Below are 23,900 nucleotides of genomic sequence, written 5' to 3' on the forward strand. Positions count from 1 at the left end.
GATATAAACAATCAAAATGAGAACTCATGAGCATTTTATGCGTAAGCGTACTTTAAAAATTATTAGACATTCTCCTAAAATGGGATGGGTAAAGATTGCTCAATACTACACATGAAGATAAAGGAAAAATTATGATAACGAAAAAGGGACTTCAACAAATGCTTTCGGACACTGAGAGCTACAATATCGAGAGGACAGAATCGACTGGTAATATGGATAAGTTTTGTCAGGCTATATGCGCTTTCTCAAATGATATTTCGGATAGTGGGAAGAGTGGCTATCTCATTATTGGAGCCAAGGACAATGGAGAGTTGTCAGGTTTGCAGGTTGATGATAAACTCTTATTGCAGATTGCCAATATTCGGACGGATGGCAACATTCTCCCTCAGCCCATCATGACAGTGGAGAAATTCAGTTTTGGTGAGGGGGATGTATTGGTTGCAGAAGTTCAACCTTCAGAGTTTCCGCCTGTACGTTATCGTGGTCGTGTTTGGGTGCGTGTCGGTCCTCGAAAAAGCACTGCAACAGAGGCAGAAGAAAAAATACTCACCGAAAGGCGACTCTCCAACGTTCATACTTTTGATGCTATGCCTTGTTTGGGAACGAGCATTGACGACTTGGATGTATCTCACATTCGTAAGGAGTTTTTGCCCAAGGCTGTGGCAGAGGATGTTCTCGGTGAAGACAAACGAGATATTACGGATCAACTTGCCTCTCTTGGCTTATATGATTTGCGTTATAACTGTCCGACTAATGGGGCTATTGTCCTATTCGGAAAGAATCCTGAACGACACGTACATGGGGCGTATATTCAATATGTCCGCTTCAAGGGTAAGGATCGTGCGGGTGATATTCTCAATGAACATAAGTTTAGCGGAAATCTTTGTAGGGTATTGCCTAAGATTGATGCTTTTGTCGAGACAAGTATCTCACAAAAGCGTCCTATTCCTGTGAGTGTACTTCGGGAAGAAACAGTTCCCAAGTACCCATATTGGGCTACTCGAGAGTTGTTGATGAATGCTATCATGCACAGGGATTACGAGGGAAACGCTCCTATTCAGTTTTATGAGTACGACGACCGCATCGAGATTCAAAACCCTGGAGGATTGTACGGCAAGGTTAGTCCCGATAATTTCCCCAATGTTAGCGATTATCGGAATCCCTTTATTGCCGAAGCAATGAAAGTCTTGGGCTATGTGAACCGATTCAGCCGTGGAGTCTATCGAGTTCAGAAGGAGTTGGAAGAAAACGGTAACGGGCAAGCCTCTTTTGATTTTTCACTGATTACAGCTTTTCGGGTAGTTGAGAATGTTTCTCAAAAGTATTTTGAAGAAGGCTTTGGAGGAGAAACTACCCAAGAAAAGCCTAAGAAAGACCCAAGAAAAGCCCAAGAAAGACCCAAGAAAAGCCCAAGAAAAATAGAGGATGAAATATTAGATGAAATAAAAAACTTTCCGCAAGTTACGAGGAAAGATTTAGCAAAAAGGTTAAACAGAACGGAGGATAGTATTCGTTATTATCTTAGGAGGATGGTTAAAGAAGGAGTTATCAAGCACGAAGGCTCTACAAAGGCTGGAAAGTGGATAATAATCAAATAAAATGTGAAGAATGTGTTGTACATAAGAGAAGAAACCACATTCTTTCTACAGTTTTGAGAAGGATAGTAGAATGTTCACAGGAGAGTGGCAGGCAACATTCGAACCAGTAGAAGGTGGTAAAACTATGTTCACTGCAACAGAAAAGATAGAATACAAGAATCTATTCTATCGTTTGGTTGGGTATGCTTTTATGGACTTAAACAAGTTTATGACCACATACCAAGAAGAACTTACAGCTCGGATAGAACTTGAGAAAGCAGAGCAATAAAGACAATATAACCGATTGTTTGTAATCGATTTAAGAAGTCATATTTGTACCATGCTATCGTAATCTACTGTAAATAAATATAGATTTGTTTTGAATAGGGAAATCCCTTCGCCCCTCTGCTAATAACTTTGTATCCTTGCAGAGTCACATTAAATTGTATTTTTATGATAGGAAATCGAACTTACTATGGAGAGTATTCTCTTGAACGCTGGATAGAGTTGGTGGTCAAGGGAAATATTGTTCTCCCCGAGTATCAAAGACATTTTGTTTGGAATCAGAAAGACCTTAAGCGTCTAATTAAATCACTCAATGAAGGACAGTTTGTTCAGCCTGTAACTATAGGGTTGTATAACAAGGCCAACAAGTAGAAAATCAATTTACTCTTAGATGGACAACAGCGACTCTCTTCCATCTTATTAGCCTATCTAGGCTATTTCTCTAAAAAAGAAATGTTCGAAACACCAGATCAAGAGATTGCAATAGAGGATGATAGTGCTTTCGATGAAGCGGGTGATAATCAGAATACGGAGATAAAGTCTATAAAATGGACTATAAGAGACTGTTGCACATTCAAGTTTAGACGTTTGGGATTGACTTTTTGCTGATTTTTGTCTTATCTGGCTTGAGAAACTGCCTTGTTGTTTGATTATTCTCCTCTGTAAAAGCTCCAAATATGAGCTTTTACAGAGGATTTCTAGCACTTATCTCATAGCAAGCGCTCCTCTTATAGAGGCTTCTTCATTTTCTAATAATTTATTGAGGTATAACTGGGGAGCTCTTTTGATGTTGTAGCAAATGGCTTCAAGTATATTTTGTGCATGCGTCTTAGCCAATCCCCGACTTCTTCTTTCAATTGAGAGGAATAAGTGCCATACAATGTTTCATCCATAAATGGATTGTAGGTCGGATTGGAGAGGTAGGTATTAAATGTATTGGCCGAGTACCCCTTGCCTAGTCGGGAGCCATTGAGTGCAATGCCATTCGCATCGTCTATGAACGTAATACCATAGATACGCCCGCTCTCATTCTTTCGGATAACCATTCGCAAGCCTTGCTCCTCCAATCGATGTCGCAGTACTTCCTCTGTTTGGGGAGAAGTACGCATTACTTGTAGGACTTTCTCCCTTACGGCTGGTATCAGTGGCTTGATAGCTTGCTTAGATTGTTGCATCCTATTCTGCACGGCTGTATAGCCCACACCACGACCGATCTCCGAGGCATGGATGGGTGTACTGACCTTATCGCCTTTATCATCAGTCGGTACATAGACCAGCCCATCGTACTTCTTCCCTCGAAACTCTGTTTTGACTTCTTCCACGGCAAGATTGTAGTGGGAAAGAATGGCATTGAGTTCTCCCAGCGAACAGAAGCGATAATGCTTCAGAACAGAACGAGCTATAGATGCTACCTGCTCTTTGATATTTCCCTTTGCCATATCCACCCTTGCGAGCTTTTGTAGAGACTTGTCTGTAACCTCTGTGCTGGGAATTAGATGGTACTTCTTCTCCAACGCATCCGTAATTTTCTTGCTTCGTCTGCCCTCGAACTTGTCATTGATCTTTCTACCATAACCATCTACTCTTAGCGACACGATGTGTATATGCTCACGGGCAATATCATTGTGCTTGAACACAATGTAGGGTTGCTTACCATAGCCCAGAGCCTCCATATATTCCTTAGCAATCTGCGATAGCGTTTCATCGGACAGCTTCTCATCTGGATGCGGATTGAGCGAGCAATGGAAGACCGTCTTCTTTGTTCGACACTTTTCGGGTATCAATGCTTGCATATCTGCAAGTACCTCCGACATCGTATATTCGCCCGCTCTGTTTTGGTACAAGCCATGTGCCAATAAGAGTGTCGCTTCCTTCTTATTCACCTTCTTGAAGTTGTAGCCGAGTGCACCCCCGAGGTTCTCCGTTGCTGAAATCTTGGCAATCATTACTTGCGGTAATCAATGGTCAGAGAGATAGCCTGCTCCTGCAAGGCAATAATCTGAGCTGATAGTTGCTCCAGTTTCTCAAGCAGTATCTGAGCTGTCTTCACGCCATGATAGCTGTTGATGGCTCGTACAGCTTGGTTATACAGCACGCCTATCTTATGTATCTGGGCAGTCAACTCGGAGAGCTTACGATAGTACTCCACGGCAGACTTATCTACCGTTATCACCTTGAAATGCTCTCCCAATATCCTTGCCCGCACGAAGTCGGACTTCGTTTCCGCCCCTGATTTATAGAACAAGTCAATCGCCCGTTGCTGGTCTTTCGGGTCAGGCAAGCGTACATGCCAGTTGTCCCAGCGAGGTTTTTCTGCCGCTTTTCGTTCAGAACGATGCTCCTCTTTCTTATCCATATCTATTTGTTTTCTAATTACGACTTTGGAGTAATTCATCTCCCCTTCGGGGCAAGGGTCTTTGTGGTACAAACTGCGGTTTGTGTTACAAAGACACACCTTGCCAATATCAAGAAGTGATACGATGAAGTATCCACCCCTCGGGGGTGTCTACTTCGGAGAGAAAAGCTCCACGACTTCTATCTGCCTGCAAAGTTACAGCGACCTTGTAACTAATTCACTATAAACGATATTCCTATGATTTCACTCCTTTTCCTCATGCTTCACTAGAGGTTGAGACTTAGGTTAAGAGCTAGTTATTTTGCAACCAAACTCAATCTTGAGTTAAGTCAAAACCTAACTCTTGAGCTGAGTCAATTTTGAGTTGAGTCAAAACCTAACTCTTGAGCTAAGTCAATTTTGAGCTGAGTCAAAACCTAACTCTTGAGCTAAGTCAATTTTGAGCTGAGTCAAAACCTAACTCTTGAGTTAAGTCAATTTTGAGTTAAGTCAAAACCTAACACTTGAGCTAAGTCAATTTTGAGTTAAGTCAAAACCTAACTCTTGAGTTCAGTCAATTTTGAGTTGAGTCAAAACCTAACTCTTGAGTCAGATTTAGAGTGAAACAATTGCCCCATAGGCTTATAACATAAGTAGTAACCAAAGAACGATATGGACAGATCAAACAACCGCCCGCTCTACCTAGGCTTCGCTTCACAAAAGGGAGGAGTCGGTAAGAGTACGCTAGCCGAAGTGCTAGCATCTATTTTATACTACGAGAAGGATATCCCGCTTGTCGTAGTGGACTGCGATGGCACGCAGGAGTCATTTTTCAAGCTCAGAGAGCGTGACAGAGACCTTATTGGAACCTCTCCAGATATAGGGAAAGCACTCCACGAGCGACTTGCCCAATATGGGAAGAAGTCTTACCAGATTATCCGAAGCAATCTAGAGCAGGCGATAAGCAATACAGAGCAATACTTGAGTAAAGCACCGATAGCTCCCCAACTCGTCATATTCGACTTCCCAGGTCATGTTGCTACCAGTGCTATGATGGAGCTATCCATTATGATGGACTATATCATCTCCCCCATAGAGGCTGACCCGCAATCGCTGGCATCAAGCTTTGCTTATGCCAAGACAATCCAAGAGCTAGGTGTAGGCTTTGCCGAGTCTCAAATCCAAGATCTCTTTTTGCTTTGGAACAAAGTAAATCGCAGTGCCAGCACTGTGGTCATTGAACTGTTCAGTCAGCATGCCCAAGAGCAGGGCTTGAAGATCCTAGACGCTCGTATCTATCACTCCGTTCGCTTCAGTCGTGAGCTAGCTCAAGGGGGTGTCAAGGGAGTCTTTCGTTGCTCTTATCTACCTCCAGCTACCACGCTACGCCCTCAGACGGGTGTGGATGAATGGGTCGAAGAGGTGATGCAAAAGCTAGAACTACAAAAAGGTACAAGCGTATGAGCTCACTTAAAGAACAGCGAGAGCGACTGCTCCAAGCTAAGATGAGAGAGATGGCAAATATAGGGGTCACCAAGCGTACCGCAGAGAATATCCCAGACTTTGATGAGCCGATAGATTTGGATGAAGAGCCAACGCTTGAAGAGGAGTATAATGTCGTCTCAGAGACCGAGGAAACAACATCCTCTACTCCGACCTCCTCTCCTCAAGCATCTCAGCGTCACAGCTCTAAAAGAAAGCTTTCGGACAAGGGGGAGGAGAAGCCTAATCCTAGGAGTTGCTCATCGACACTAGAGTTTGCAGCATACGAAGAGCGTTTCCTGACATCTGTACGAGACGGACGCAACAAGTCTGGCTTCAGCATTCATACCGAAGTGCTACAGCTACTTCGAAATGTGGTGAGTGATCTCCGTGTAGAGACCTCCATCACAAGCTATATTGAAAACATCATACTGGATCACTTGAAAACGCACCAGGAGCTATTAAACCAAATCGTCTCTCAGCGGAGACGAGATAAGACTATTGACCTATGATTGAAGAGACATTGAGATGCTTACTGCTCTTATTAGGGATTGTGTGGGTAATCTTTGGCATCACATATTGGCGGAGACTCTTGAACAGCTCCAAGCAAGACCCTACAAGAAAGGCTACAGCCAAGAAAGAAAAGACGGAAAAGGCAGACTCCAATCAAGAGTCTAAGGACCTAGTTAGAGACGAACTAGTCGGCAAGAGTAAGCCTTTTGTTTCCTCATCTTTCCCAATGGTTCCTAAGAGTTCCTCGTCTGAAAAAGCGGACGATAATCCCGCTACATTTGCAGAGTTAGATAGTGATAAGTCAACGCAAAGAGATGACGCTAGAGAGCCTTTAGAAGAGGAAAGCGAAACTATCCCTGAGGCAGAAAACGAGATACAAGTCACCTACACGATGGAGGATCTAGATGAGGAGAGCATCCTGCGGGAGGAGTTACAGATTGCCAGCGAAGCACTGCCCGAACTCTCCCCGACCGCCATCTTAGCAAGAGATTTATCTCGTATTAGCCAATGGAGCAAGCAAGAGGATTCACTGACTAATGAAAATGAAGAGGAGGTGTGCCAGACGCTCCGCACCCTGCGAGGAACGGAGCTTATGGATCGGCTCAAAGAGTACACGCTACAAGTGGAGGAAGCTCACCGCAATCTCTTTGCAGCCCTGCGGAAAGCTGAAGAGCTAGAAGAGGAACCCGCACCTTCCCAAGTAGAGGCAGAAGCGGGTGAAGAAGAGAAACCGCTCTCTTACTACTTGTAACCCAACAATAGAACAGCAAGATTATTCTTTAACAACTTGATATAACGACAGACAATGAACAGACGAATGATTAGCAAGGAACGCCTAGCGATGCTTGCCCTGACCCTGATGATGACAGGTGCGACAGCCTTTGCCCAAGGCAATGGTATGGCGGGCATCAACGAAGCGACCAAGATGGTCACTTCCTATTTTGACCCAGCCACCAAGCTCATCTATGCCATTGGGGCAGTGGTGGGCTTGATAGGCGGTGTCAAGGTGTACAATAAGTTTAGCTCAGGAGACCCCGATACGAGCAAGACAGCTGCAAGCTGGTTTGGAGCTTGTATCTTCCTCATCGTAGCTGCTACCATCCTGCGTAGCTTCTTCCTCTAATGGCTAGTTGGGAAGTAAATAAAGGAGTCGGTCGGACGGTGGAGTTCAAGGGATTGAAGGCTCACTACCTCTTCCTGTTTGCAGGAGGATTACTGGGTATCTTCATCCTTGTAGTGATTCTCTATCTCTGTGGCATCAGTCAGATCATCTGCTTGGGCATAGGCGTAGTGGGTGCCACCGTTGTGGTGTGGCAAACGTTCGCCATGAATCGCAAGTATGGTCAATATGGATTGATGAAGCGAGGAGCTATAAGAAGACACCCGAGGTATCTCTTGAACCGCCGTTCGGTTTATCAGCTTTTTCACCAACTCAATAGCTCTAGATGATGAGAAACAGAAGCAAGATAACCATCTTGGAGTCAAAGTTCCCCTTGCTGAGTGTAGAGCATGGGTGCATTGTCAGTAAGGATGCTGATGTGACGGTTGCTTTTCGAGTGGAGCTACCCGAGCTTTTTACAGTCACATCTGCAGAGTATGAGACGATGCACTCTACTTGGCATAAAGCAATCAAGGTGCTACCCAACTTCACGATCGTCCACAAGCAAGATTGGTTCATCAAGGAGTGCTACCATACAACTTGCAAGCGTGGTCAGGAAAAGCCTTTGAGCTTTCTCGCTCGTGCCTCTGAGAGACATTTCAATGAGCGACCCTATCTAAACCATACCGTCTACCTCTTTATCACGAAGAGCAATCGACAGCGTATGGCACAGCAGAGTAGCTTCTCAACGCTTTGTAGAGGTCATCTACTCCCTAAAGAGATTACCAACGAAGAGGAGATGGTGAAGTTTATGGAGTCGGTGGATCAGTTCGAACGCATCATCAATGAATCCGAATTGATAAAGCTGGCTCGAATGAGCGAGGCTGAGCTGGTTGGCTCTAGGGAGCAAGCTGCTCTCTTAGATCGCTACTTCACTCTATCAGATAGCAGACACGGCACATTGGAGGATATACGTCTAGGGGCAGACCTTGTACGTGTGGGAGACAATATGCTGTGCCTACATACGCTCTCGGATACGGATGATCTACCCACTACGGTCAGTACCGATGGTCGCTATGAGCGATTATCAACAGACCGCTCGGACTGCCGCCTCTCCTTTGCCTCTCCAGTGGGGCTGATGCTCCCCTGCAACCATATCTACAATCAATACCTCTTCATTGAAGATAGCGAGGCTAACTTGCAGCGTTTTGAGAAGCAGGCTAGAAATATGCACTCTCTAGCGCGCTACAGCCGTAGTAATCAAATCAACGAAGAGTGGATACAGGAGTATCTCAACACAGCACACTCTCAGGGACTCACCTCCATTAGAGCTCACTTTAATGTCTTGGCATGGAGTGACGATGAAGAGGAGCTACGACAAGTCAAGAATGATGTGGGCTCTGCACTTGCCTTGATGGAGTGCCGTCCTAGACATAACACCATCGATACAGCGACCCTCTACTGGGCGGCTATCCCGGGTAATGCAGGGGACTTTCCCGCAGAAGAGTCTTTCTACACCTTCATTGAGCCGGCTCTCTGTTTCTTCACGGCAGAGACCAACTACAAGGACTCACTCTCACCCTTTGGGATTAAGATGGCAGACAGATTATCTGGTAAGCCGATACATCTCGACATATCTGATCTGCCGATGAAGCAAGGAATCATTACCAACCGTAACAAGTTTATCTTGGGACCTTCCGGCAGTGGTAAGAGTTTCTTTACGAACCATATGGTACGACAATATTACGAACAGGGGGCGCATGTCCTCTTGGTTGATACGGGTAACTCGTATCAAGGGTTGTGCGAACTAATCCATCGTAAGACAAAGGGAGAGGATGGAGTCTACTTCACCTACACCCATGACCATCCTATCTCCTTCAATCCTTTTTATACGGATGACAAGTTCTTTGATGTTGAGAAACGGGAGAGTATCTGCACCCTACTGATGACGCTTTGGAAGAGTGCCGATGAGCGGGTCACCAAGACTGAGGCTGGAGAGCTGGGCTCTGCTGTCAATGCCTATATCGAACTCATCTGCTCAGATGCTAGTATTGTCCCGAACTTCAATAGCTTCTACGAATACCTTAGAGATGTCTATCGAAAAGATATGGAGCAGCGAGATATCAAGGTGACGCTCTCAGACTTCAATATCAATAACCTTCTGACTACGCTCAAGCAGTACTACAAAGGTGGTCGTTACGACTTCCTACTGAACTCGGATAAGAACATAGACCTGCTCTCTAAACGGTTTATCGTCTTCGAGATTGACCAAGTGAAGGACAATAAAGACCTCTTCCCCGTGGTGACCATTATCATCATGGAAGCCTTTATCAATAAGATGCGCCGACTGAAGGGTATCCGCAAGATGATCCTTATCGAGGAGGCCTGGAAGGCGATTGCTTCGGAGAATATGGCGGACTACATTAAGTATCTCTACAAAACGGTCAGAAAGTATTTCGGAGAGGCTATTGTGGTGACGCAGGAGGTAGACGATATCATCTCTTCACCCGTAGTGAAGGAGAGTATCATCAATAACTCCGACTGCAAGATCCTACTGGACCAGCGTAAGTACATGACCAAGTTTGATGGTATCCAATCGATGCTGGGTCTCTCCGAAAAGGAGAAGAGCCAAATCCTCTCAATCAATCAGAACAATGATCCTCACCGACTCTACAAAGAGGTGTGGGTCGGGCTGGGAGGTATGCAGAGTGCCGTCTATGCTACAGAGGTGAGTATGGAGGAGTATCTCACCTATACGACAGAGGAGCGAGAGAAGCTGGAAGTCATGCAACGTGCGGAGCATCTGGGAGGAGACATTGAGTCGGCCATCCGACAGCTCGCCATAGAGAAAAGAGATAAGCAATAATAGTAACAATCAAATACCTAGTGACAATGAAAAAGTATCTGCTGATGGCTCTCTTTGCAATGAGCCTATTTATCCCTCAAGCCCACGCTCAGTGGGTGGTTACCGACCCTGGGAACTTTGCTGGCAACATAGCTAACTCCATTAAGGAGATTGCCACCGCGTCGAAGACGGTCAAAAACACGCTAAGTGGTTTTAAGGAGGTGGAGAAACTGTACAACGACACCAAGAAGTACTACGATGCACTCAAGCAGGTTAACAACCTTATAGGCGATGCCTACAAGGTGAAGGAGTGCATCCTAATGGTGGGAGACATATCAGAGATCTATGTAACCTCCTACAAGAAGATGCTAACGGACCCAAACTTCCGCCCCACAGAGCTAGCCGCGATGGCTGCTGGCTATGCCAAGCTCTTGGAACTGAGTGGCGAGAGTCTTAAGGAGCTGAAGTCTGTAGCTAAGAGCAAGGTGTTCTCGATGAATGATAGCGAGCGTATGCAGATGATAGACCGCATCTATACGACACTACGTGAGTATCGATCGATTGTTTCTTACTACACCCGAAAGAATATCTCCGTGAGCTATGTACGTGCTCACGAGAAGAATGATCTGGCATCGGTCAAAGCGCTTTATGGAAATCCAGAGAGCCGATATTGGTAAGAACATCTATGTAAAGATAGCCGTTAGGATCTATGGACTTTGCATCACTACATGAATTACTCCGCTCCACCTATCAGGAGATGATGCCTCTCTGTGGAGAGATGACGGGCATTGCCAAGGGGATTGCGGGATTAGGAGCGCTCTTCTATGTAGCCGTAAGGGTGTGGTCTTCGTTGTCTCGTGCCGAGCCGATTGACCTTTTCCCCTTACTGAGACCTTTTGTGCTGGGCTTCTGTATTATGTTCTTCCCAACGATTGTGCTGGGTACGATGAATACGATTCTCTCTCCTGTGGTACAAGGTACAGAGCGAATGGTCAATAAGCAGACGGTACAACTAGACAAGTTGATCGCTAAGCGTGACAAACTACAAGAGGCTGCCTATCTCCGTAATCCCGAGACGGCTTACTTGGTTTCCAATGAAGCTTTTGACCAAAAGATAGAGGAGATGGGGATCATCGGGCCGAGCGATGCGGTGACCATCGCTGGGATGTATGCCGAACGTGCTGCTTACAAAACAAAGCAGTGGCTGATGAAGCAACTCCATGACCTCATAGAGTTGCTATACCATGCAGCTGCTCTGATTATTGATACGCTCCGTACCTTCTTTCTTATCGTGCTGAGCATACTGGGACCAATCGTCTTTGGTATTGCGGTTTGGGATGGCTTGTCGGGGTCGCTTACGGCTTGGTTCTCACGCTACATATCGGTCTATCTGTGGTTACCCGTGAGCTCTGTCCTCTCGGCTCTCCTCACAAAGATACAGGTGTTGATGGTGCAGAAGGATATTGCAGCATTGAGTGACCCTAACTATTTGCCCGATTCGGGTAGCTGGTACTACATTGTCTTCTTCCTGATTGGTATCGTGGGGTACTTCTGTGTTCCTACGGTAGCGGGCTGGATTATAGAGGCTGGTGGTGGTATCGGGGCATACGGACGCAATGTCAATCAGACGGCGCAACGAGGTGCTCAAGGTGCCTATACGGGAGGTAAAGCGGTAGCTGGTGCCACGGGGTCTATGGCCGGCAACGTAGGCGGACGTATCAAAGGGGCACTTATCAAGGGGAAATAGCGTCCCTTCAGCCGAAGGGTGGCTATGACACGCTTGATGAGGATGCGATGACCACGTGACGGTCGTATGACGGTCAGGTGGGTAGGATTAGCTCCTCCTATGTGGGTTAATGTAGCAGCTGGGGAGGTAAGCGTAGTGCCTGCCGTGTGGCACTACAGTTTCCTACCCGTGGCACTGGAGTTTCCTGCCTATGAAACTAGAGTTTCCTACCTATGAAACTAGAGTTTCCTACCTATGAAACTGCAGTTCCCTCCGTATGAAACTGCAGTGCCAAGTGGGGTTGGCACTCGAGTTTCACCCGTATGGCACTACAGTGCCAAGGCGCATTGGCACTAGACTACCCCTCAGAAGTTTTTAGAGATAAGACAATTAGAATAATGGAATATGGAATTCAAATCACTCACAAACATAGAGACCTCTTTCAAGCAGATTAGGCTCTACGCCATCATCTTTGCGATAGTCTGCATAGCGGTCAGTAGCTATGCGGTCTACGCTTCGTACAGCTTTGCTAAGAAGCAGCGTGAGAAGGTGTACGTACTAGACCAAGGGAAGTCTCTGATGCTGGCTCTGAGCCAAGACGCTTCGATGAACCGCCCGGTGGAGGCTCGAGAGCATGTAAGACGCTTTCACGAGCTTTTCTTCACGATTGCGCCCGACAAGGATGCTATCGAGAAGAATATGGAGCGTGCTTTCCAACTATGCGACAAGTCCGCCTTTAACTACTACAAGGATCTAGCAGAGAAGGGGTACTACAATCGAGCTATCTCGGGCAATGTCAACCAACGTATAGAGATTGACTCCATACGGTGTGACTTTGACTCTTACCCCTACGAAGTAACCACCTTTGCTCGGCAGTTTATTATCCGACAGAGCAATGTCACGGAGCGGAGCTTGGTGACTAGTTGCTCGCTGCAAAACTCGGTTCGCTCGGACAACAATCCGCAAGGGTTTCTGATGGAGCACTTCCTCGTACGAGAGAATCGTGACATCCAAACTTACAAGCGATAAGTCTATGAAGCGAAGAAGTAGACCTACCCTCAGAAGAAGCTATTTGAGGGGGCAGGTACGGCTAAGAGAGCGGTGCAATATGCTAACGAACAGACAGCGACAGATTATTGTCTATGGACTGAGTTTCGTCTACCTAGTCTGCTCAATCTGGATGGTGGCACAATTCTTCCTCCCGCACCGTGAGGAGATGCCACCTATCCCTATGGGGGAGCTGGTGGACAGCCCGATACAGAGGGATACAACCTACATCAAGAGAATGGAACATTTAGCGATTAGTAACTATGGAGCATAAACAGAAAGAACAATTGAAGAAGGTGTTAGTCTTCGCAGGGCTAGGGATTATCTTTGCCCTTGCTATGTGGTTTATATTTGCACCCGCCACTAAGGAGCAAACGGACGCTGGTGAGGGGTTGAATGACAACATCCCACAAGCTACGACCGAAAAGCTTACGGAGAATAAACTCAAAGCCTACGAACTAGTTGACCATACAACTCAAGAGGAGCAAGCTCGTGAGGAGGTGGGGAGACTGGCGGAGTACTTTCAGCAGGAGGGAAACTCGTCTGAGAGCAACCCGCAGGAGGCGGTCGTTGGCAATAAGATTGAGTCTTCAATGCAACGCTACGAGGAGAACAACCGTCTGCTAGCGGACTTCTACGGCTCTGACCCTTATGAGGAGGAGCGAGAAGCTATGCAACAGGAGATTGATGACCTCAGACGCGAACTGCACGAGCTTAGCCAACAAGACGATGACGAGGAAGCTAAGCAACTAGCTCTTATGGAGAAGAGCTACCAAATGGCGGCTAAGTACTTGCCCGCAGCTGGTGCCTCTCCTGCCCATGGAGCTATGCCTATGGGTGAGCAGTCTCAGATGGTCTCTCCGCCTAGCGGTGGAGCTGCCAAGGAAGAGGCTCCAATGGAGATTATAGCTGACCACAAGCCGTTGGTATCAGCACTGGACCAGCCAATGAGTGACGAGGAGTTTATAGAGATGTACGGAGCTAAGGAGCGGAATATGAGCTTTCATTCGCTCTCTAATAACTCCGCACACACTGACGGTCGCAATACCCTTTGCGTAGTGGTGGACAAAACAACGACTCTTAAAGAGGGTGACTACGTTGCCCTTCGCCTGCTGGAGACGGCTCGTGTGCAGCAAACTTCAATCCCAAAGCATAGTCTCTTGATGGCACAAGCTAAGATAGATGGCAACCGAATGCAGCTACTGATTAAGAGCATAGAGGTGAATGGTCGCATTCTGCCAGTCAAACTATCTGCCTATGATACAGACGGACAGATGGGAGTCTATATTCCTGGCTCTGAAGAGGTGTCAGCACTCAAGGAGATGGGGGCAAATGTCGGGGGATCAATGGGAACCTCTTTCACCTTTTCCTCTTCGGCTAAAGACCAAATCATCTCCGAGGTGACTAGAGGCGTGATGCAGGGAGCTGGACAACTACTACAGAAGAAGCTCCGCACGATTAAGGTGACGCTCAAAGGAGGATATAGACTATTCCTTGTACAGACGAAGTAAGCTTTTAGAACTCTAACAATAACAACTGATATACTTATGAAGAAATGGATTTTATCTATCGTAGTTTGTGCTACGATAACGCTTCCCGCTATGGCACAACAAGTAGAGGGAAACAATCAACTACTGAGTAGCGGAGACCTTTACCAAGGGATGAGCCGATCGATACCGAATGGACGGGTCGTATTGCCCTACGGGCTGGAGGTCACGTTTGAAAAGACGGTGCATCTCATCTTTCCTGCAGCTATACGCTATGTAGACCTCGGGTCGCAAAACATTATTGCAGGGAAGGCTGACGATGCGGAGAATGTGCTACGTGTAAAGGCTGCCGTTCGAGAGTTTGAGACGGAGACCAATATGAGCGTCATCTGTGAGGATGGTTCATTTTACGCATTCAATGTGAAGTATGCGGATGAACCAGAGAAGCTCAGCATTGAGATGAAGGACTTTCTATCTCCTACGGAGGGAAGACTGCCGAGCAATCGTGCGGACATCTACTTCAAGGAGCTGGGAAGTGAGTCGCCCATATTGGTTAAGCTGATTATGAAGAGCATCTACCAAAATGATAAGCGAATTATCAAGCATGTTGGAGCGAAGCAATTCGGGATGCGCTTCTTACTTCGTGGATTATATGCCCACAATGGGTTGCTTTACTTCCATGTCCGTATGGATAATGAGTCTAATATGCCGTATGCGGTGGACTTCATTACGTTCAAGGTGGTGGACAAGAAGGTGGCGAAGCATACAGCTATACAGGAGCGAATGCTACAACCTTTACGTGCCTTTCATCAAGTGATGTGGATTGGGGCGGGACGCTCTGAGAGAATAGTCTTTGCTTTGGAGCAGTTCACGCTATCGGAGGATAAGCAGCTGGAAGTGACGCTCTATGAGCGAAATGGCAGTCGCACGCTCACTTTCTATGTGGAGCCTGAAGACCTTTTGCTCACTAAGAAGATTGACAACCTTAAACTGAAGTGGTGATGAAGAGATGGTTATCCATGATGGTCTGCGTGATGGTGGCTATGGCTGCTGCTATGCCATCGTACGCACAGAGACTAATCCCTAGGCAAAATAGCGTTGAGCTGGTCGGCTCTATGCCGATTATCAAGGGGGAGAAACTATTCGCAAAGGAGAGCTTTGGGGTAGGTCTAGCGTTCGCACACTACTTCAAGCGAGCGAACTACGCTTTTCTCTTGGCGGAATATGAGCAGCAAGGGTTGACTTATCGCTCTTACAATGTTCCACTGCGTGATGCGCTACTGCATTTTGGCTATATGCACCCGATACTCTCAGATCGGGGGAAGAATGTCTTTGGCTACTTGGGTCTATCCGCTCTCTGCGGTTATGAAGAGCTGAACGAGGATAAACGATTACTACCCGATGGGGCTACACTCCTGGACCGATCTCGCTTTACTTATGGTGGGGCGATACATAGCTCGGTGGAACTGTTCCTAACAGACAATCTGCTCTTCGTCCTCAAAGCTCAAGGGCGACTGTTCTTCGGCTCTGACCTGCATCGTTTTCGTCCTGCTATCTCAGCAGGACTCAAGTTCAATATCTAACTACCAACAACAATGAAAAAGTTCCTAGTGAATACGATATGGGCTGTGGGAGGGGTTGCCCTCGCCCTCTTTTGTCTATCTGCTTGTACTCGCGAGCTGGATGTACAGCAGGCTTATGACTTCTCGCTCGAAGTGATGCCTGTGCAGAACTCCATAGCTAAGGGGGAAACGGCTGAAATACGCTGTAGTCTCAAAAGAAGTGGTCGCTTTGCCAATACGCAATACACGATCCGTTACTTCCAGCCGGATGGCAAGGGTTGCTTGAAGATGGATGATGGCACTATATTCAAACCGAATGACCGCTATCCGCTCACGAAAGATGCCTTCCGGCTCTATTACACTTCACGCTCTACTGATCGACAAACGATTGATATCTACGTGGAGGACAACTTCGGACAGCTTCAGCAACGGACTTTCAACTTCAACAATGAGCGTACAGAATAATGAGATTTTCTTTATGATTTGCTGAATAAGTATTTTTAGTAACTTTTATGTGCAAGGCGACTAGTTGTGATAGCCAGTCGTCTTGTTTATTTACATTAAAAACATTAGTTATTTATCTATGGCAAAATTTGTTTTCTTCATATTGTTATGTCTTGATACAACAAAAGCAGTAACTTTGCTATTGCAAAACAACAATCACAGGAAAGGATGTTTAATCCAAACCACCTGTGAAATAGAAGTGTTTGTAGATAACTATTTGTTGTAGACAATATATGAGAAAGAAGAACAACACGATAATATTAGAAAGAGGAGACAGGTTATACAGGTATGACATCTGCACTGGCTTACCAAGCAAATGGGACGATAATTTTCATAATACAGAATATGCAGGAAGTCAATTTGGCAATAAGAATTGTATAGGTGCTATATTCTTATATGACAAAGAAATTTCTGCCAAACAAGTATTAGCTACAGCAATAAATAATCAACAGGATAAGGGGATATCAATTAAAAACGGTACCATCACGACTGTAACTGTTAATGAAGAGATTAAGCTATTAGATCTAGAGAAAGGTCTTTCTAGATGCTGTCATATTATCTCACTTCTGCATGAATTGAGAATAGAAATCACAAATCAAAGTTTTACAAATTATCAAAAGGGACAAACATTTGAGACAATCCACTCTGACTTAGAAAAACTTTATTCGCAAGATCCTTCCATTAAAAATAAGGCAGCAACAAGAATAGATGAGTTCTTCTTTAACCATACTCCATTACTTGGTCAATTACTCACAGATTTCCAAAATGGAATAGAATTCAGACATCAACTATGCGAAAAAGGATTTGAAGGGTATATATTTATGGAGTTATTTTCTAGCAACACATATTGTATATTTTCTCCTGACAAACTATCCCTCCCTTCACATTCTACAATTTCAGTTGACAAAGATGAAGAACTTCAAGAATTAATTAAATCCAACAGGAAAGGAGGACTAGAGATAGTTAACTGAGTGATGGTTTTTATAAAACAACTACTAACAGAAGCAAGAGTCATTTATTGATTAAAAGAAAACAGGAAGGCTTAGAATATTATCTATTAGTATTTCCGTCTTAACAAATAACTAAAAGAGAAATCACACTATGCAACAATTACCATTTAATGAAATGCTTAAAAACTTAATAGAACACTATGATATAGTAAAGCATTATCACTTAAACACCGAAGAGGAGATATTACTTGACTCAACAGAATCAACCAGTTGTAGATTTTGTGGCAAACAAGAACCAAATGTGACATTTAATAGTGCTGCACACACAATCCCACATAGCATTGGAAACAGAACTCTTAAATCAAAGTACGAATGCGACACATGTAATCAACTTTTTGGCAAGTATGAAAGTCAATTTACCCAATACATGAAATTCGCCCATGTGTTTGCACAGGTGAGCAAAGGAGGAGGCTCTAAAGTTCCAAAGTTCAAAAACAATTCCTCTGAAAAATCTAATATTAGAGTAGAAAATGGAAACTTTAATGTTACCTGCGTTGAAGGAGAAGACCTGAGGTGTGATATAGATAAAGAGCATAAAAAAGTTAAAATCACAGGGAAAAGAAGTTATATTCCACAAGATGTATTCAAGGCAATTGTCAAGATGGCATTATCTATAATGCCCGAAGAAGAAATGATTTATTTCAGCGACACCTTACAATGGCTTCAAGGAAAAAGGACTTGTGGCGGAAAACTTATTGTTATACAGAGGATGTATATAGGGATCAATCCATTTATGTTCGATTCTTGTATGATATTCAAACGAAAGAACGACTCAATGCAAGTTCCAGCATATATTTTTGGCCTTGCCTACTATAGTTTCTTTATTCAGATAGCCATTCCTCTATGCAAAAAAGACTTAAGCAAACAAGGAGCTAACATGACAATGCCATATATTCCGACTCCACTTGACGAAAAAAAAGTACATTGTTCAATAGAGTGTCATGACCTTACTTCAACGAAAAAAGTAATTAATGAAGATATTGTTATGACTCTTAGTTTTTCTGATATGGAAGAACTGGATCTCCAACAATCATAAGATTTCATACCTAATTATACGCTTTGCCCCGTTCGGCGATTTGTCCAATGTTGCGTTGGACGAGAGCGAGGATTTGGTCGTGGTACTCGGTGGTGGAGTTGCAGACACCACGGCTTTGAACGACTTTGAGGGTCTCAAGACTGAGTTCGATGGTCTCTATGCGTTTGCCATTGATGGTGGCGGAGAGAATGAGGGAACTAGGCTTGAGGTGGTACTCGCTTGCAAAGACACAATGGTGCATCGCTGTACCTTCCTCTATGTGCTCTTGTACACTTTCAAGCACTCGAACTTGGATAATGCCGTCGGTAAAGGCAATACCAAAGAACTTACCCTTTTGCTCTCTAAAGAGGGCTTCGGCTTCTTTAGCTTGAAGTCGTCTTTGCTTCTGCACTTCCTGCTCCCGCTGTCGCTCTACTGCTTTTACGGCTTGGTCGTGAGCTTCTCTGAGGTCATTAGGACAGATATACTTCGGGCTGTGTAGGTCTTTGCCTAAGATGTGAAGCATACGGATAAGGTCGCACCAAAGAGTGGCATCCTCAATCGTATAGCCATTGCGGATGCAGATACGAATGGAACCCCAATAGTGTTCTATACTACGATCGTTGTTGCGTACAAGGTAGCGGAGCAATTCGTGCTGACCGGCTTTGAGGAGGGTCTCCGCCTTGCTATTCGTCAGCAGTGCGAGGAATAGCTCAAATGGGGTGAGGTTATGGAAGTTATCACGATAACCATTCCGCCTGAGTATAGGTAGTACTCGCTTGTGAGGATAGATTTCAGTCGGTACGATGTCGTAAAAGTCTCTATTTGGGCGAACCTCCAAATCACTATGAAGTAACCAGCTGTCTATCCAGCTATTCATAGTGCGAAGCCGAGCAATGGTTACGAACTTGCCCTTTGGGGAGAGCCAGAGCTGTAGCACTTCGGTTATCGTGTACACCGCAGAATAACCATAGATGTAACTTTGTTGGAGAAAGAGGTGTCGCACCACCTGGAAACCCTTGTAGGTAGTAAGTATTGTGAGATATTCTGACTGCTTGAAAACCCTCTGTCGGGTGGTAGTCACCTCCAACTCTGAGGAGCAATGAAAGCAACTGACTCTATCGCTATGATTGTGACGTTCGCTCCAGCGGTATCCGCACTCCATACAAGTATACTCGCCTTTGATAGTACGCTTGGCAAGATGAGGAAAGCAATGCTTCTTTGCCCAATTCTTTTGAGTTTCGGTTATCTTGGAGAGGTGACGGCTCAGTTCCGCCACCTCTTTCTGTAATTTAGTTCTTGGTTTCATAGGTCAAAGAGTGTCTTCTGAATGGTGACTGCTTCTGCTTGTTTGACTGTTGTGCTTTAGCTCGCTTGGTGAGCTGCGGGTATTGCTTGATAGCTTCCTGCCGTGCTTGCTTTTTCTCTTCTTCGGAGAGCTCTACAACGTGATTGACTACAACATTGCAACCAGAGACTTTGTCCACCTCTATATCATCTTCATCATAGTAGTGAACTGCCATTGAGTATATCTCCTCATCGGCAAAACCATTACAACCACTTCTTTGCACCTCACTCAAGATATAGAGAATGCACTCCTCTATGTTCTTATGGGGCTTCTGTAGATTGGGCGCAAACAAAGGGTCTGTCATCGCACGTCCATTAAGGTATTCTGCTATCGTTCGGGTAAATTGTTCTGTTCCTTTCATTGTCTTATCGGTATTAGTGCTGTTACTGCTTGGGTATCTCTACGATTTGGTTGATAGGTCCATAGAGGTAGTTGCGTAGGCTGGTGCGGTCGGGAGCATAGTACTCTGCCCACTGTCCATATTGATTGACGAGGCACTTCTTCAATACATCGATGAAGTCAAATCGCCATCCTTGTAGGGGAACAGCTGTGCGGAAATAGGTGTTTGAGTTCACCGCTTCACAGAGCCAATCCTTATCCTCACGGCTCATTCGCTCGCCACGATTAAGCTTTGCTCTCAGGAGATATACAGAGCTGTCACAAAGGCTTTCCAATGGGGGGACGTCCCAATGGACGAACTTGGTAGCCAACGCCTGCTCACTTTGTTCAAACTCAGAACTTATGCGGTAATGAGAGGAGGAGCTATATCCTTTTTCTTTCGTTGATGATGTCATATTTACTTTCTGCTTATTCATAAGAGACCTTTTTTTTATGCGTTCAAAGATCGGAGTATGCTGATTCCTTTTTTCAAGCAAAAACAAGGTAGCGGGGCGAGACTTACACAAGGTTTTGGCGGAAAATACTACCCGAAGCGAACAGCATAGGTGTGGAGATTTTCCAGACAAACCGAATGGCCCGACCTTGTGAAAGTCTTTAAGCCCCGTACTACCTTTGCGATGAAAAAGAATCAGCTCCCGATTTGACCACTGCATAACGGGGGAGCTATGACTGAGAAGCAGAAGTGCAATGCCTAAACACAAGAAGCAAAAAGGGTGACCAGCCTCACAAAAGCGCCAGTCACCCAAAGAGTTGTTTCTCTGAAGAGAAAGAGGTGCTATATCATAGCACGCAAAGTAGTATTACGGCTAGTACAACAATCCAAAAGAGGTAGCGTAGAAGCGTAAATGTGATTTGCAGAATGGTACGAACGATGAATCGTAGTACCACAAAACCAATCAGTATCAATAGAGCCGTTACGACCTGTGCTGTGACTAACTTAGAGAGTAAGTACACTCCACCCGATAGGATACCCATAAGTAAGGCAAGTCGGATGATGCGAGACCATTTGATGCCGTTGCTCGAAGTTGTTTTGGACGCAACTTGTAATGGTTCCTCTTTATCTGCAGGAACACTTGCCCGTATGAAGGCTGGACTGTGCAGGTCTTTGTTCATGAGAGATTTATTCATATTCGGAGTCTTTTAGAGTTTTCAAGAGCAGAGCCAAGAGACTATGCGACATAAAGACAAGAGATAGAATATACTCTTGACGTATGGAGCAGAGAGACTATCTTGGCTCTTGAAGCTCAAAAGGCTCACGAGAGAGGGATAATCTACATTGTCTACTCTAATGCATTCACATCGCCTATCATGGGAAGTTGATTAGCTTCGATAAGAAGTACAACTGTTCCTGTCAGTTCTGTGTAGAGCGCATCATACTCAGGTGTTGCAACAAATTCATCCGTAAGATTGTATTTGTCAAAGGTCTCTTGGATCGCTCGATTCTTTAGCAATATCGGAGCAAGTCGTTCGGGGAGTGGGGAGGGGAGCTCCTTTTCAAACTCATTCTCCAAGACGGACACAAGCGTGTCGTATTTGGAGAAATGCAGGTCATGATACAGCACTTCACTTGCCATACTCTCTGCTTCGGGATATGAGAATCCTTCTTCTACAGCATCACAGTAGGTAGTAAGAGCTTCATCAGCTCGTGCCGTGATAAATGGCTTGTCTTCCACCTTTTCAGGAAAATGCTCACTAAGGTAGCTCTCTAGCTTTAAGCGGAAGTAGGATAGTTCTTTCTTATTCGTTGTCTTCATCTTCTTATTTGGTTTTAATGGTTGCACTTATTGCCAGCTATTCTCCCCGATACCCATTGCCGTATTGAACTTGCCTAGTTTGTCAGCAAACTGCTCCATGTCATGTTCAATCTTCTTATTGGTAATCCGGGCATAGATTTGCGTTGTTCGGATATTGGTATGCCCCAGCATCTTAGATACACTCTCTATCGGAACTCCCTTGCTCAGTGACATTGTCGCAAAGGTATGTCGAGCTAGGTGGAAAGTCAAGTTCTTCTTGATACCACATATATCTGCAATCTCTTTGAGGTATGAATTGGTCTTCTGATTGCTAAGGATAGGGAAGAGCTTGCCATCACGATAAGTTTGGTGGCTATATTTACTGATAATGCGCTTAGGGATGTCGAGGAGCAGCACATTGGTCTCCACGCTTGTCTTCTGTCGCTTAGTCATAATCCACTCTTTGCCACCAAGCATCACGATATTGTCGGGTGTAAGATTAGCCACATCAATGTAAGCTAAACCTGTAAAGCAGGAAAAGATGAAAATGTCTCGTACCAGCTCCAATCTCGGGATATTCAACTCCTTGTTGACGATCTGTAAGACCTCTTCATCAGTCAAGAACCCTCTATTCACTGGTTCTAAGTGAAATCGGAAGTTGACAAATGGGTCGTGATGTAGTACGCCCAACTTTTGTCCCAAAATGACGATAGTCTTGAAGGTCTTCATCGTTTTAGTGGCTGTATTAGGATTTTGCCCCACCACTGTGCGTAGGTACAGGTCAAAATCATGTATAATCATATAGGTTAGCTCCGTGAGCTTGAGGTCTCTGCGTCTGAGTTTATCTTTTAGGAACTCAGAAAAGCGTCTTTTGCAGACCTTATACTTTTGAAGAGTGGGCGCAGAGACTGAGATGCCAACTCGAGCTGCAACATCTTCATTGTGTTTGTCGAAGAGTTGCATGATGGTATCTATATCTTGTTTTTTGCCAAGATGTTCTGACTTGATACGCTCTAACGAAAGCTCATCAGTCATTTCTAACTTGCGAAAGATGGCTTGTAAACCACTTTGGATGTTATCCAGTTGCAAGTTCGTATTCAGAGCTTCGGTGTGACGCCCTTTTACTCGCTCTTTTTCGCGATCCCATTGGGACTGCACGATGGTGATGCCAGTGGAGCCTAGTGACATCCGTTCATTGTTGAGATAGATGCGTAGCATTACTGGCGTTTTTCCTTCCTTGTTCACATAGTTGCTGCGAAGGTAGAATGCTGTTCTGAAAATTGATTGCATACATTGTCTGTTTTTATTGTAGCCAAGCATAGAAAGTTTGCGACCAGAAAAGCTACACATTTATGGTGCTATAACTCTCTACAACTCGCCTACAAAGTTGCACATAATTGTTTGAACTACAGCAATGTACAAGTACTCTAAACAGACTCTCTACGTACTCTTGGCTACAATTATTTTTTGCGAGAAAAAAGTGTAGCCAGATTGTAGCCATTGGAGAGTATTTTGGGCGTTTCGGCTATCTCTGTAACTACTCTGAAGAGGTATAGGACTATAAAACAAAAGTATCGTAACTCGTTGGAATTACGATACTTATACTTTTTCGGTAGTGCTCTCTAGCGGTACTGCCAGAGTACTTAAAGCGGAGAGAGAGGGATTCAAACCCCCGAAGCGGACAAGCCGCTTTCCGGATTTCGAGTCCGGCCCATTCGGTCACTCTGGCATCTCTCCTAAGGGGGAGAAGTTCCTTACCCCCAATTACAGAGTACAAAGGTAGCAACTATAATCCAAATGAGCAACTGTTAGCTTCCTCAAAACGGGCACGTACGAGATCGAATTATCCCCCTTGTTTCTTCCTTCAAAAAAAGGCAAAGATCGTAGCAATGAACTGAAGAATATTTGCTATATTTGCAGCGGCGGACGGTAA

At 45.0% G+C, this 23,900-nt stretch carries 26 protein-coding genes and 1 tRNA gene; 18 read left to right on the forward strand and 9 right to left on the reverse strand.

Annotated elements, in window-relative coordinates; all coding sequences use genetic code 11:
- Positions 1 to 131 precede the first annotated feature (131 nt).
- Both PORAS_RS07605 and PORAS_RS09155 read left to right on the forward strand, forming a co-directional pair.
- Entirely contained in the window at positions 132 to 1,598 is a 1,467-nt protein-coding gene (locus PORAS_RS07605; protein ID WP_044211445.1) for an RNA-binding domain-containing protein, read from the forward strand.
- Positions 1,599 to 2,030: 432 nt separating this feature from the next.
- Positions 2,031 to 2,234 carry a DUF262 domain-containing protein gene (locus PORAS_RS09155; protein ID WP_013760801.1) on the forward strand — a complete coding sequence of 68 codons (204 nt, stop codon included), beginning with the start codon at positions 2,031 to 2,033 and terminating at the stop codon, positions 2,232 to 2,234.
- A gap of 377 nt (positions 2,235 to 2,611) precedes the next feature.
- Here the strand turns inward: PORAS_RS09155 and mobB are convergent, their stop codons facing one another.
- Together mobB and PORAS_RS07625 are read right to left on the reverse strand one after the other, a co-directional pair.
- Positions 2,612 to 3,808 (reverse strand): conjugal transfer protein MobB, encoded by a 1,197-nt coding sequence (mobB, locus tag PORAS_RS07620; RefSeq protein WP_013760803.1) that lies wholly within the window; start codon positions 3,806 to 3,808, stop codon positions 2,612 to 2,614.
- Entirely contained in the window at positions 3,808 to 4,218 is a 411-nt protein-coding gene (locus tag PORAS_RS07625; RefSeq protein ID WP_013760804.1) for a plasmid mobilization protein, read from the reverse strand. The genes mobB and PORAS_RS07625 overlap by 1 nt, the downstream gene beginning before the upstream one ends.
- 651 nt (positions 4,219 to 4,869) lie before the next feature.
- Here PORAS_RS07625 and PORAS_RS07630 point away from each other — a divergent pair.
- The 16 genes from PORAS_RS07630 (at position 4,870) to PORAS_RS07705 (ending at position 18,508) form a co-directional block, all read left to right on the forward strand.
- The gene (locus PORAS_RS07630) at positions 4,870 to 5,661 is read left to right on the forward strand and encodes a ParA family protein (RefSeq protein ID WP_013760805.1); all 792 of its coding nucleotides are present in this window, start codon (positions 4,870 to 4,872) and stop codon (positions 5,659 to 5,661) included.
- Positions 5,658 to 6,191 carry a DUF3408 domain-containing protein gene (locus PORAS_RS07635; RefSeq protein ID WP_013760806.1) on the forward strand — a complete coding sequence of 178 codons (534 nt, stop codon included), beginning with the start codon at positions 5,658 to 5,660 and terminating at the stop codon, positions 6,189 to 6,191. Before PORAS_RS07630 ends, PORAS_RS07635 begins: the two co-directional genes overlap by 4 nt.
- Before the next feature lie 227 nt (positions 6,192 to 6,418).
- On the forward strand, positions 6,419 to 6,943 hold the full coding sequence (locus PORAS_RS07640) for a hypothetical protein (RefSeq protein ID WP_245528020.1): 525 nt from the start codon (positions 6,419 to 6,421) through the stop codon (positions 6,941 to 6,943).
- Positions 6,944 to 7,009: 66 nt separating this feature from the next.
- On the forward strand, positions 7,010 to 7,315 hold the full coding sequence (locus PORAS_RS07645; RefSeq protein WP_004330933.1) for a DUF4134 domain-containing protein: 306 nt from the start codon (positions 7,010 to 7,012) through the stop codon (positions 7,313 to 7,315).
- The gene (locus PORAS_RS07650; RefSeq protein ID WP_013760809.1) at positions 7,315 to 7,641 is read left to right on the forward strand and encodes a DUF4133 domain-containing protein; all 327 of its coding nucleotides are present in this window, start codon (positions 7,315 to 7,317) and stop codon (positions 7,639 to 7,641) included. Before PORAS_RS07645 ends, PORAS_RS07650 begins: the two co-directional genes overlap by 1 nt.
- Entirely contained in the window at positions 7,641 to 10,157 is a 2,517-nt protein-coding gene (locus PORAS_RS07655) for a TraG family conjugative transposon ATPase (RefSeq protein ID WP_013760810.1), read from the forward strand. Before PORAS_RS07650 ends, PORAS_RS07655 begins: the two co-directional genes overlap by 1 nt.
- 26 nt (positions 10,158 to 10,183) lie before the next feature.
- Positions 10,184 to 10,813: a DUF4141 domain-containing protein gene (locus PORAS_RS07660; RefSeq protein WP_013760811.1), complete on the forward strand. Its 630-nt coding sequence runs from the start codon at positions 10,184 to 10,186 to the stop codon at positions 10,811 to 10,813.
- Positions 10,814 to 10,845: 32 nt separating this feature from the next.
- A complete protein-coding gene (gene traJ, locus PORAS_RS07665; protein WP_007364700.1) occupies positions 10,846 to 11,883 on the forward strand; it encodes a conjugative transposon protein TraJ in 1,038 nt (345 codons plus the stop codon).
- A 384-nt stretch (positions 11,884 to 12,267) separates the two neighbouring features.
- A complete protein-coding gene (gene traK / locus PORAS_RS07670) occupies positions 12,268 to 12,891 on the forward strand; it encodes a conjugative transposon protein TraK (RefSeq protein ID WP_004330615.1) in 624 nt (207 codons plus the stop codon).
- A 4-nt stretch (positions 12,892 to 12,895) separates the two neighbouring features.
- A complete protein-coding gene (locus PORAS_RS07675) occupies positions 12,896 to 13,183 on the forward strand; it encodes a hypothetical protein (protein ID WP_013760812.1) in 288 nt (95 codons plus the stop codon).
- On the forward strand, positions 13,173 to 14,420 hold the full coding sequence (gene traM / locus PORAS_RS07680) for a conjugative transposon protein TraM (protein WP_013760813.1): 1,248 nt from the start codon (positions 13,173 to 13,175) through the stop codon (positions 14,418 to 14,420). The genes PORAS_RS07675 and traM overlap by 11 nt, the downstream gene beginning before the upstream one ends.
- 36 nt (positions 14,421 to 14,456) lie before the next feature.
- A complete protein-coding gene (traN, locus tag PORAS_RS07685) occupies positions 14,457 to 15,398 on the forward strand; it encodes a conjugative transposon protein TraN (protein WP_013760814.1) in 942 nt (313 codons plus the stop codon).
- Positions 15,398 to 15,979 (forward strand): conjugal transfer protein TraO, encoded by a 582-nt coding sequence (locus PORAS_RS07690; protein WP_044211448.1) that lies wholly within the window; start codon positions 15,398 to 15,400, stop codon positions 15,977 to 15,979. The genes traN and PORAS_RS07690 overlap by 1 nt, the downstream gene beginning before the upstream one ends.
- 12 nt (positions 15,980 to 15,991) lie before the next feature.
- Positions 15,992 to 16,423 (forward strand): DUF3872 domain-containing protein, encoded by a 432-nt coding sequence (locus tag PORAS_RS07695; protein WP_013760816.1) that lies wholly within the window; start codon positions 15,992 to 15,994, stop codon positions 16,421 to 16,423.
- A gap of 272 nt (positions 16,424 to 16,695) precedes the next feature.
- Complete coding sequence (locus PORAS_RS07700) at positions 16,696 to 17,433, forward strand: hypothetical protein (RefSeq protein WP_013760817.1); 738 nt, start codon at positions 16,696 to 16,698, stop codon at positions 17,431 to 17,433.
- A gap of 130 nt (positions 17,434 to 17,563) precedes the next feature.
- Positions 17,564 to 18,508, forward strand: coding sequence for an HNH endonuclease (locus tag PORAS_RS07705; protein ID WP_004330612.1), 945 nt, complete (start codon positions 17,564 to 17,566; stop codon positions 18,506 to 18,508).
- A 10-nt stretch (positions 18,509 to 18,518) separates the two neighbouring features.
- Here PORAS_RS07705 and PORAS_RS07710 read toward each other — a convergent pair whose 3' ends face one another.
- From PORAS_RS07710 to PORAS_RS07740, 7 genes are all read right to left on the reverse strand, one after another.
- Positions 18,519 to 19,796 (reverse strand): PcfJ domain-containing protein, encoded by a 1,278-nt coding sequence (locus tag PORAS_RS07710; RefSeq protein ID WP_004330610.1) that lies wholly within the window; start codon positions 19,794 to 19,796, stop codon positions 18,519 to 18,521.
- Positions 19,780 to 20,196, reverse strand: coding sequence for a PcfK-like family protein (locus PORAS_RS07715; RefSeq protein ID WP_013760818.1), 417 nt, complete (start codon positions 20,194 to 20,196; stop codon positions 19,780 to 19,782). Before PORAS_RS07715 ends, PORAS_RS07710 begins: the two co-directional genes overlap by 17 nt.
- 22 nt (positions 20,197 to 20,218) lie before the next feature.
- Entirely contained in the window at positions 20,219 to 20,887 is a 669-nt protein-coding gene (locus PORAS_RS09160) for a hypothetical protein (protein WP_425357262.1), read from the reverse strand.
- A gap of 127 nt (positions 20,888 to 21,014) precedes the next feature.
- The gene (locus PORAS_RS09115; RefSeq protein ID WP_044211558.1) at positions 21,015 to 21,347 is read right to left on the reverse strand and encodes a hypothetical protein; all 333 of its coding nucleotides are present in this window, start codon (positions 21,345 to 21,347) and stop codon (positions 21,015 to 21,017) included.
- 167 nt (positions 21,348 to 21,514) lie between these two features.
- Complete coding sequence (locus tag PORAS_RS07730; RefSeq protein ID WP_013760821.1) at positions 21,515 to 21,988, reverse strand: DUF1896 domain-containing protein; 474 nt, start codon at positions 21,986 to 21,988, stop codon at positions 21,515 to 21,517.
- Positions 21,989 to 22,015: 27 nt separating this feature from the next.
- Positions 22,016 to 23,257, reverse strand: coding sequence for a site-specific integrase (locus PORAS_RS07735; RefSeq protein ID WP_174258538.1), 1,242 nt, complete (start codon positions 23,255 to 23,257; stop codon positions 22,016 to 22,018).
- Between the two features lie 359 nt (positions 23,258 to 23,616).
- Positions 23,617 to 23,704: transfer RNA gene (locus PORAS_RS07740), tRNA-Ser, on the reverse strand.
- Positions 23,705 to 23,900: the final 196 nt, after the last annotated feature.

The organism is Porphyromonas asaccharolytica DSM 20707 (assembly GCF_000212375.1).
GTDB classification, from domain to species: Bacteria; Bacteroidota; Bacteroidia; order Bacteroidales; family Porphyromonadaceae; genus Porphyromonas; species Porphyromonas asaccharolytica.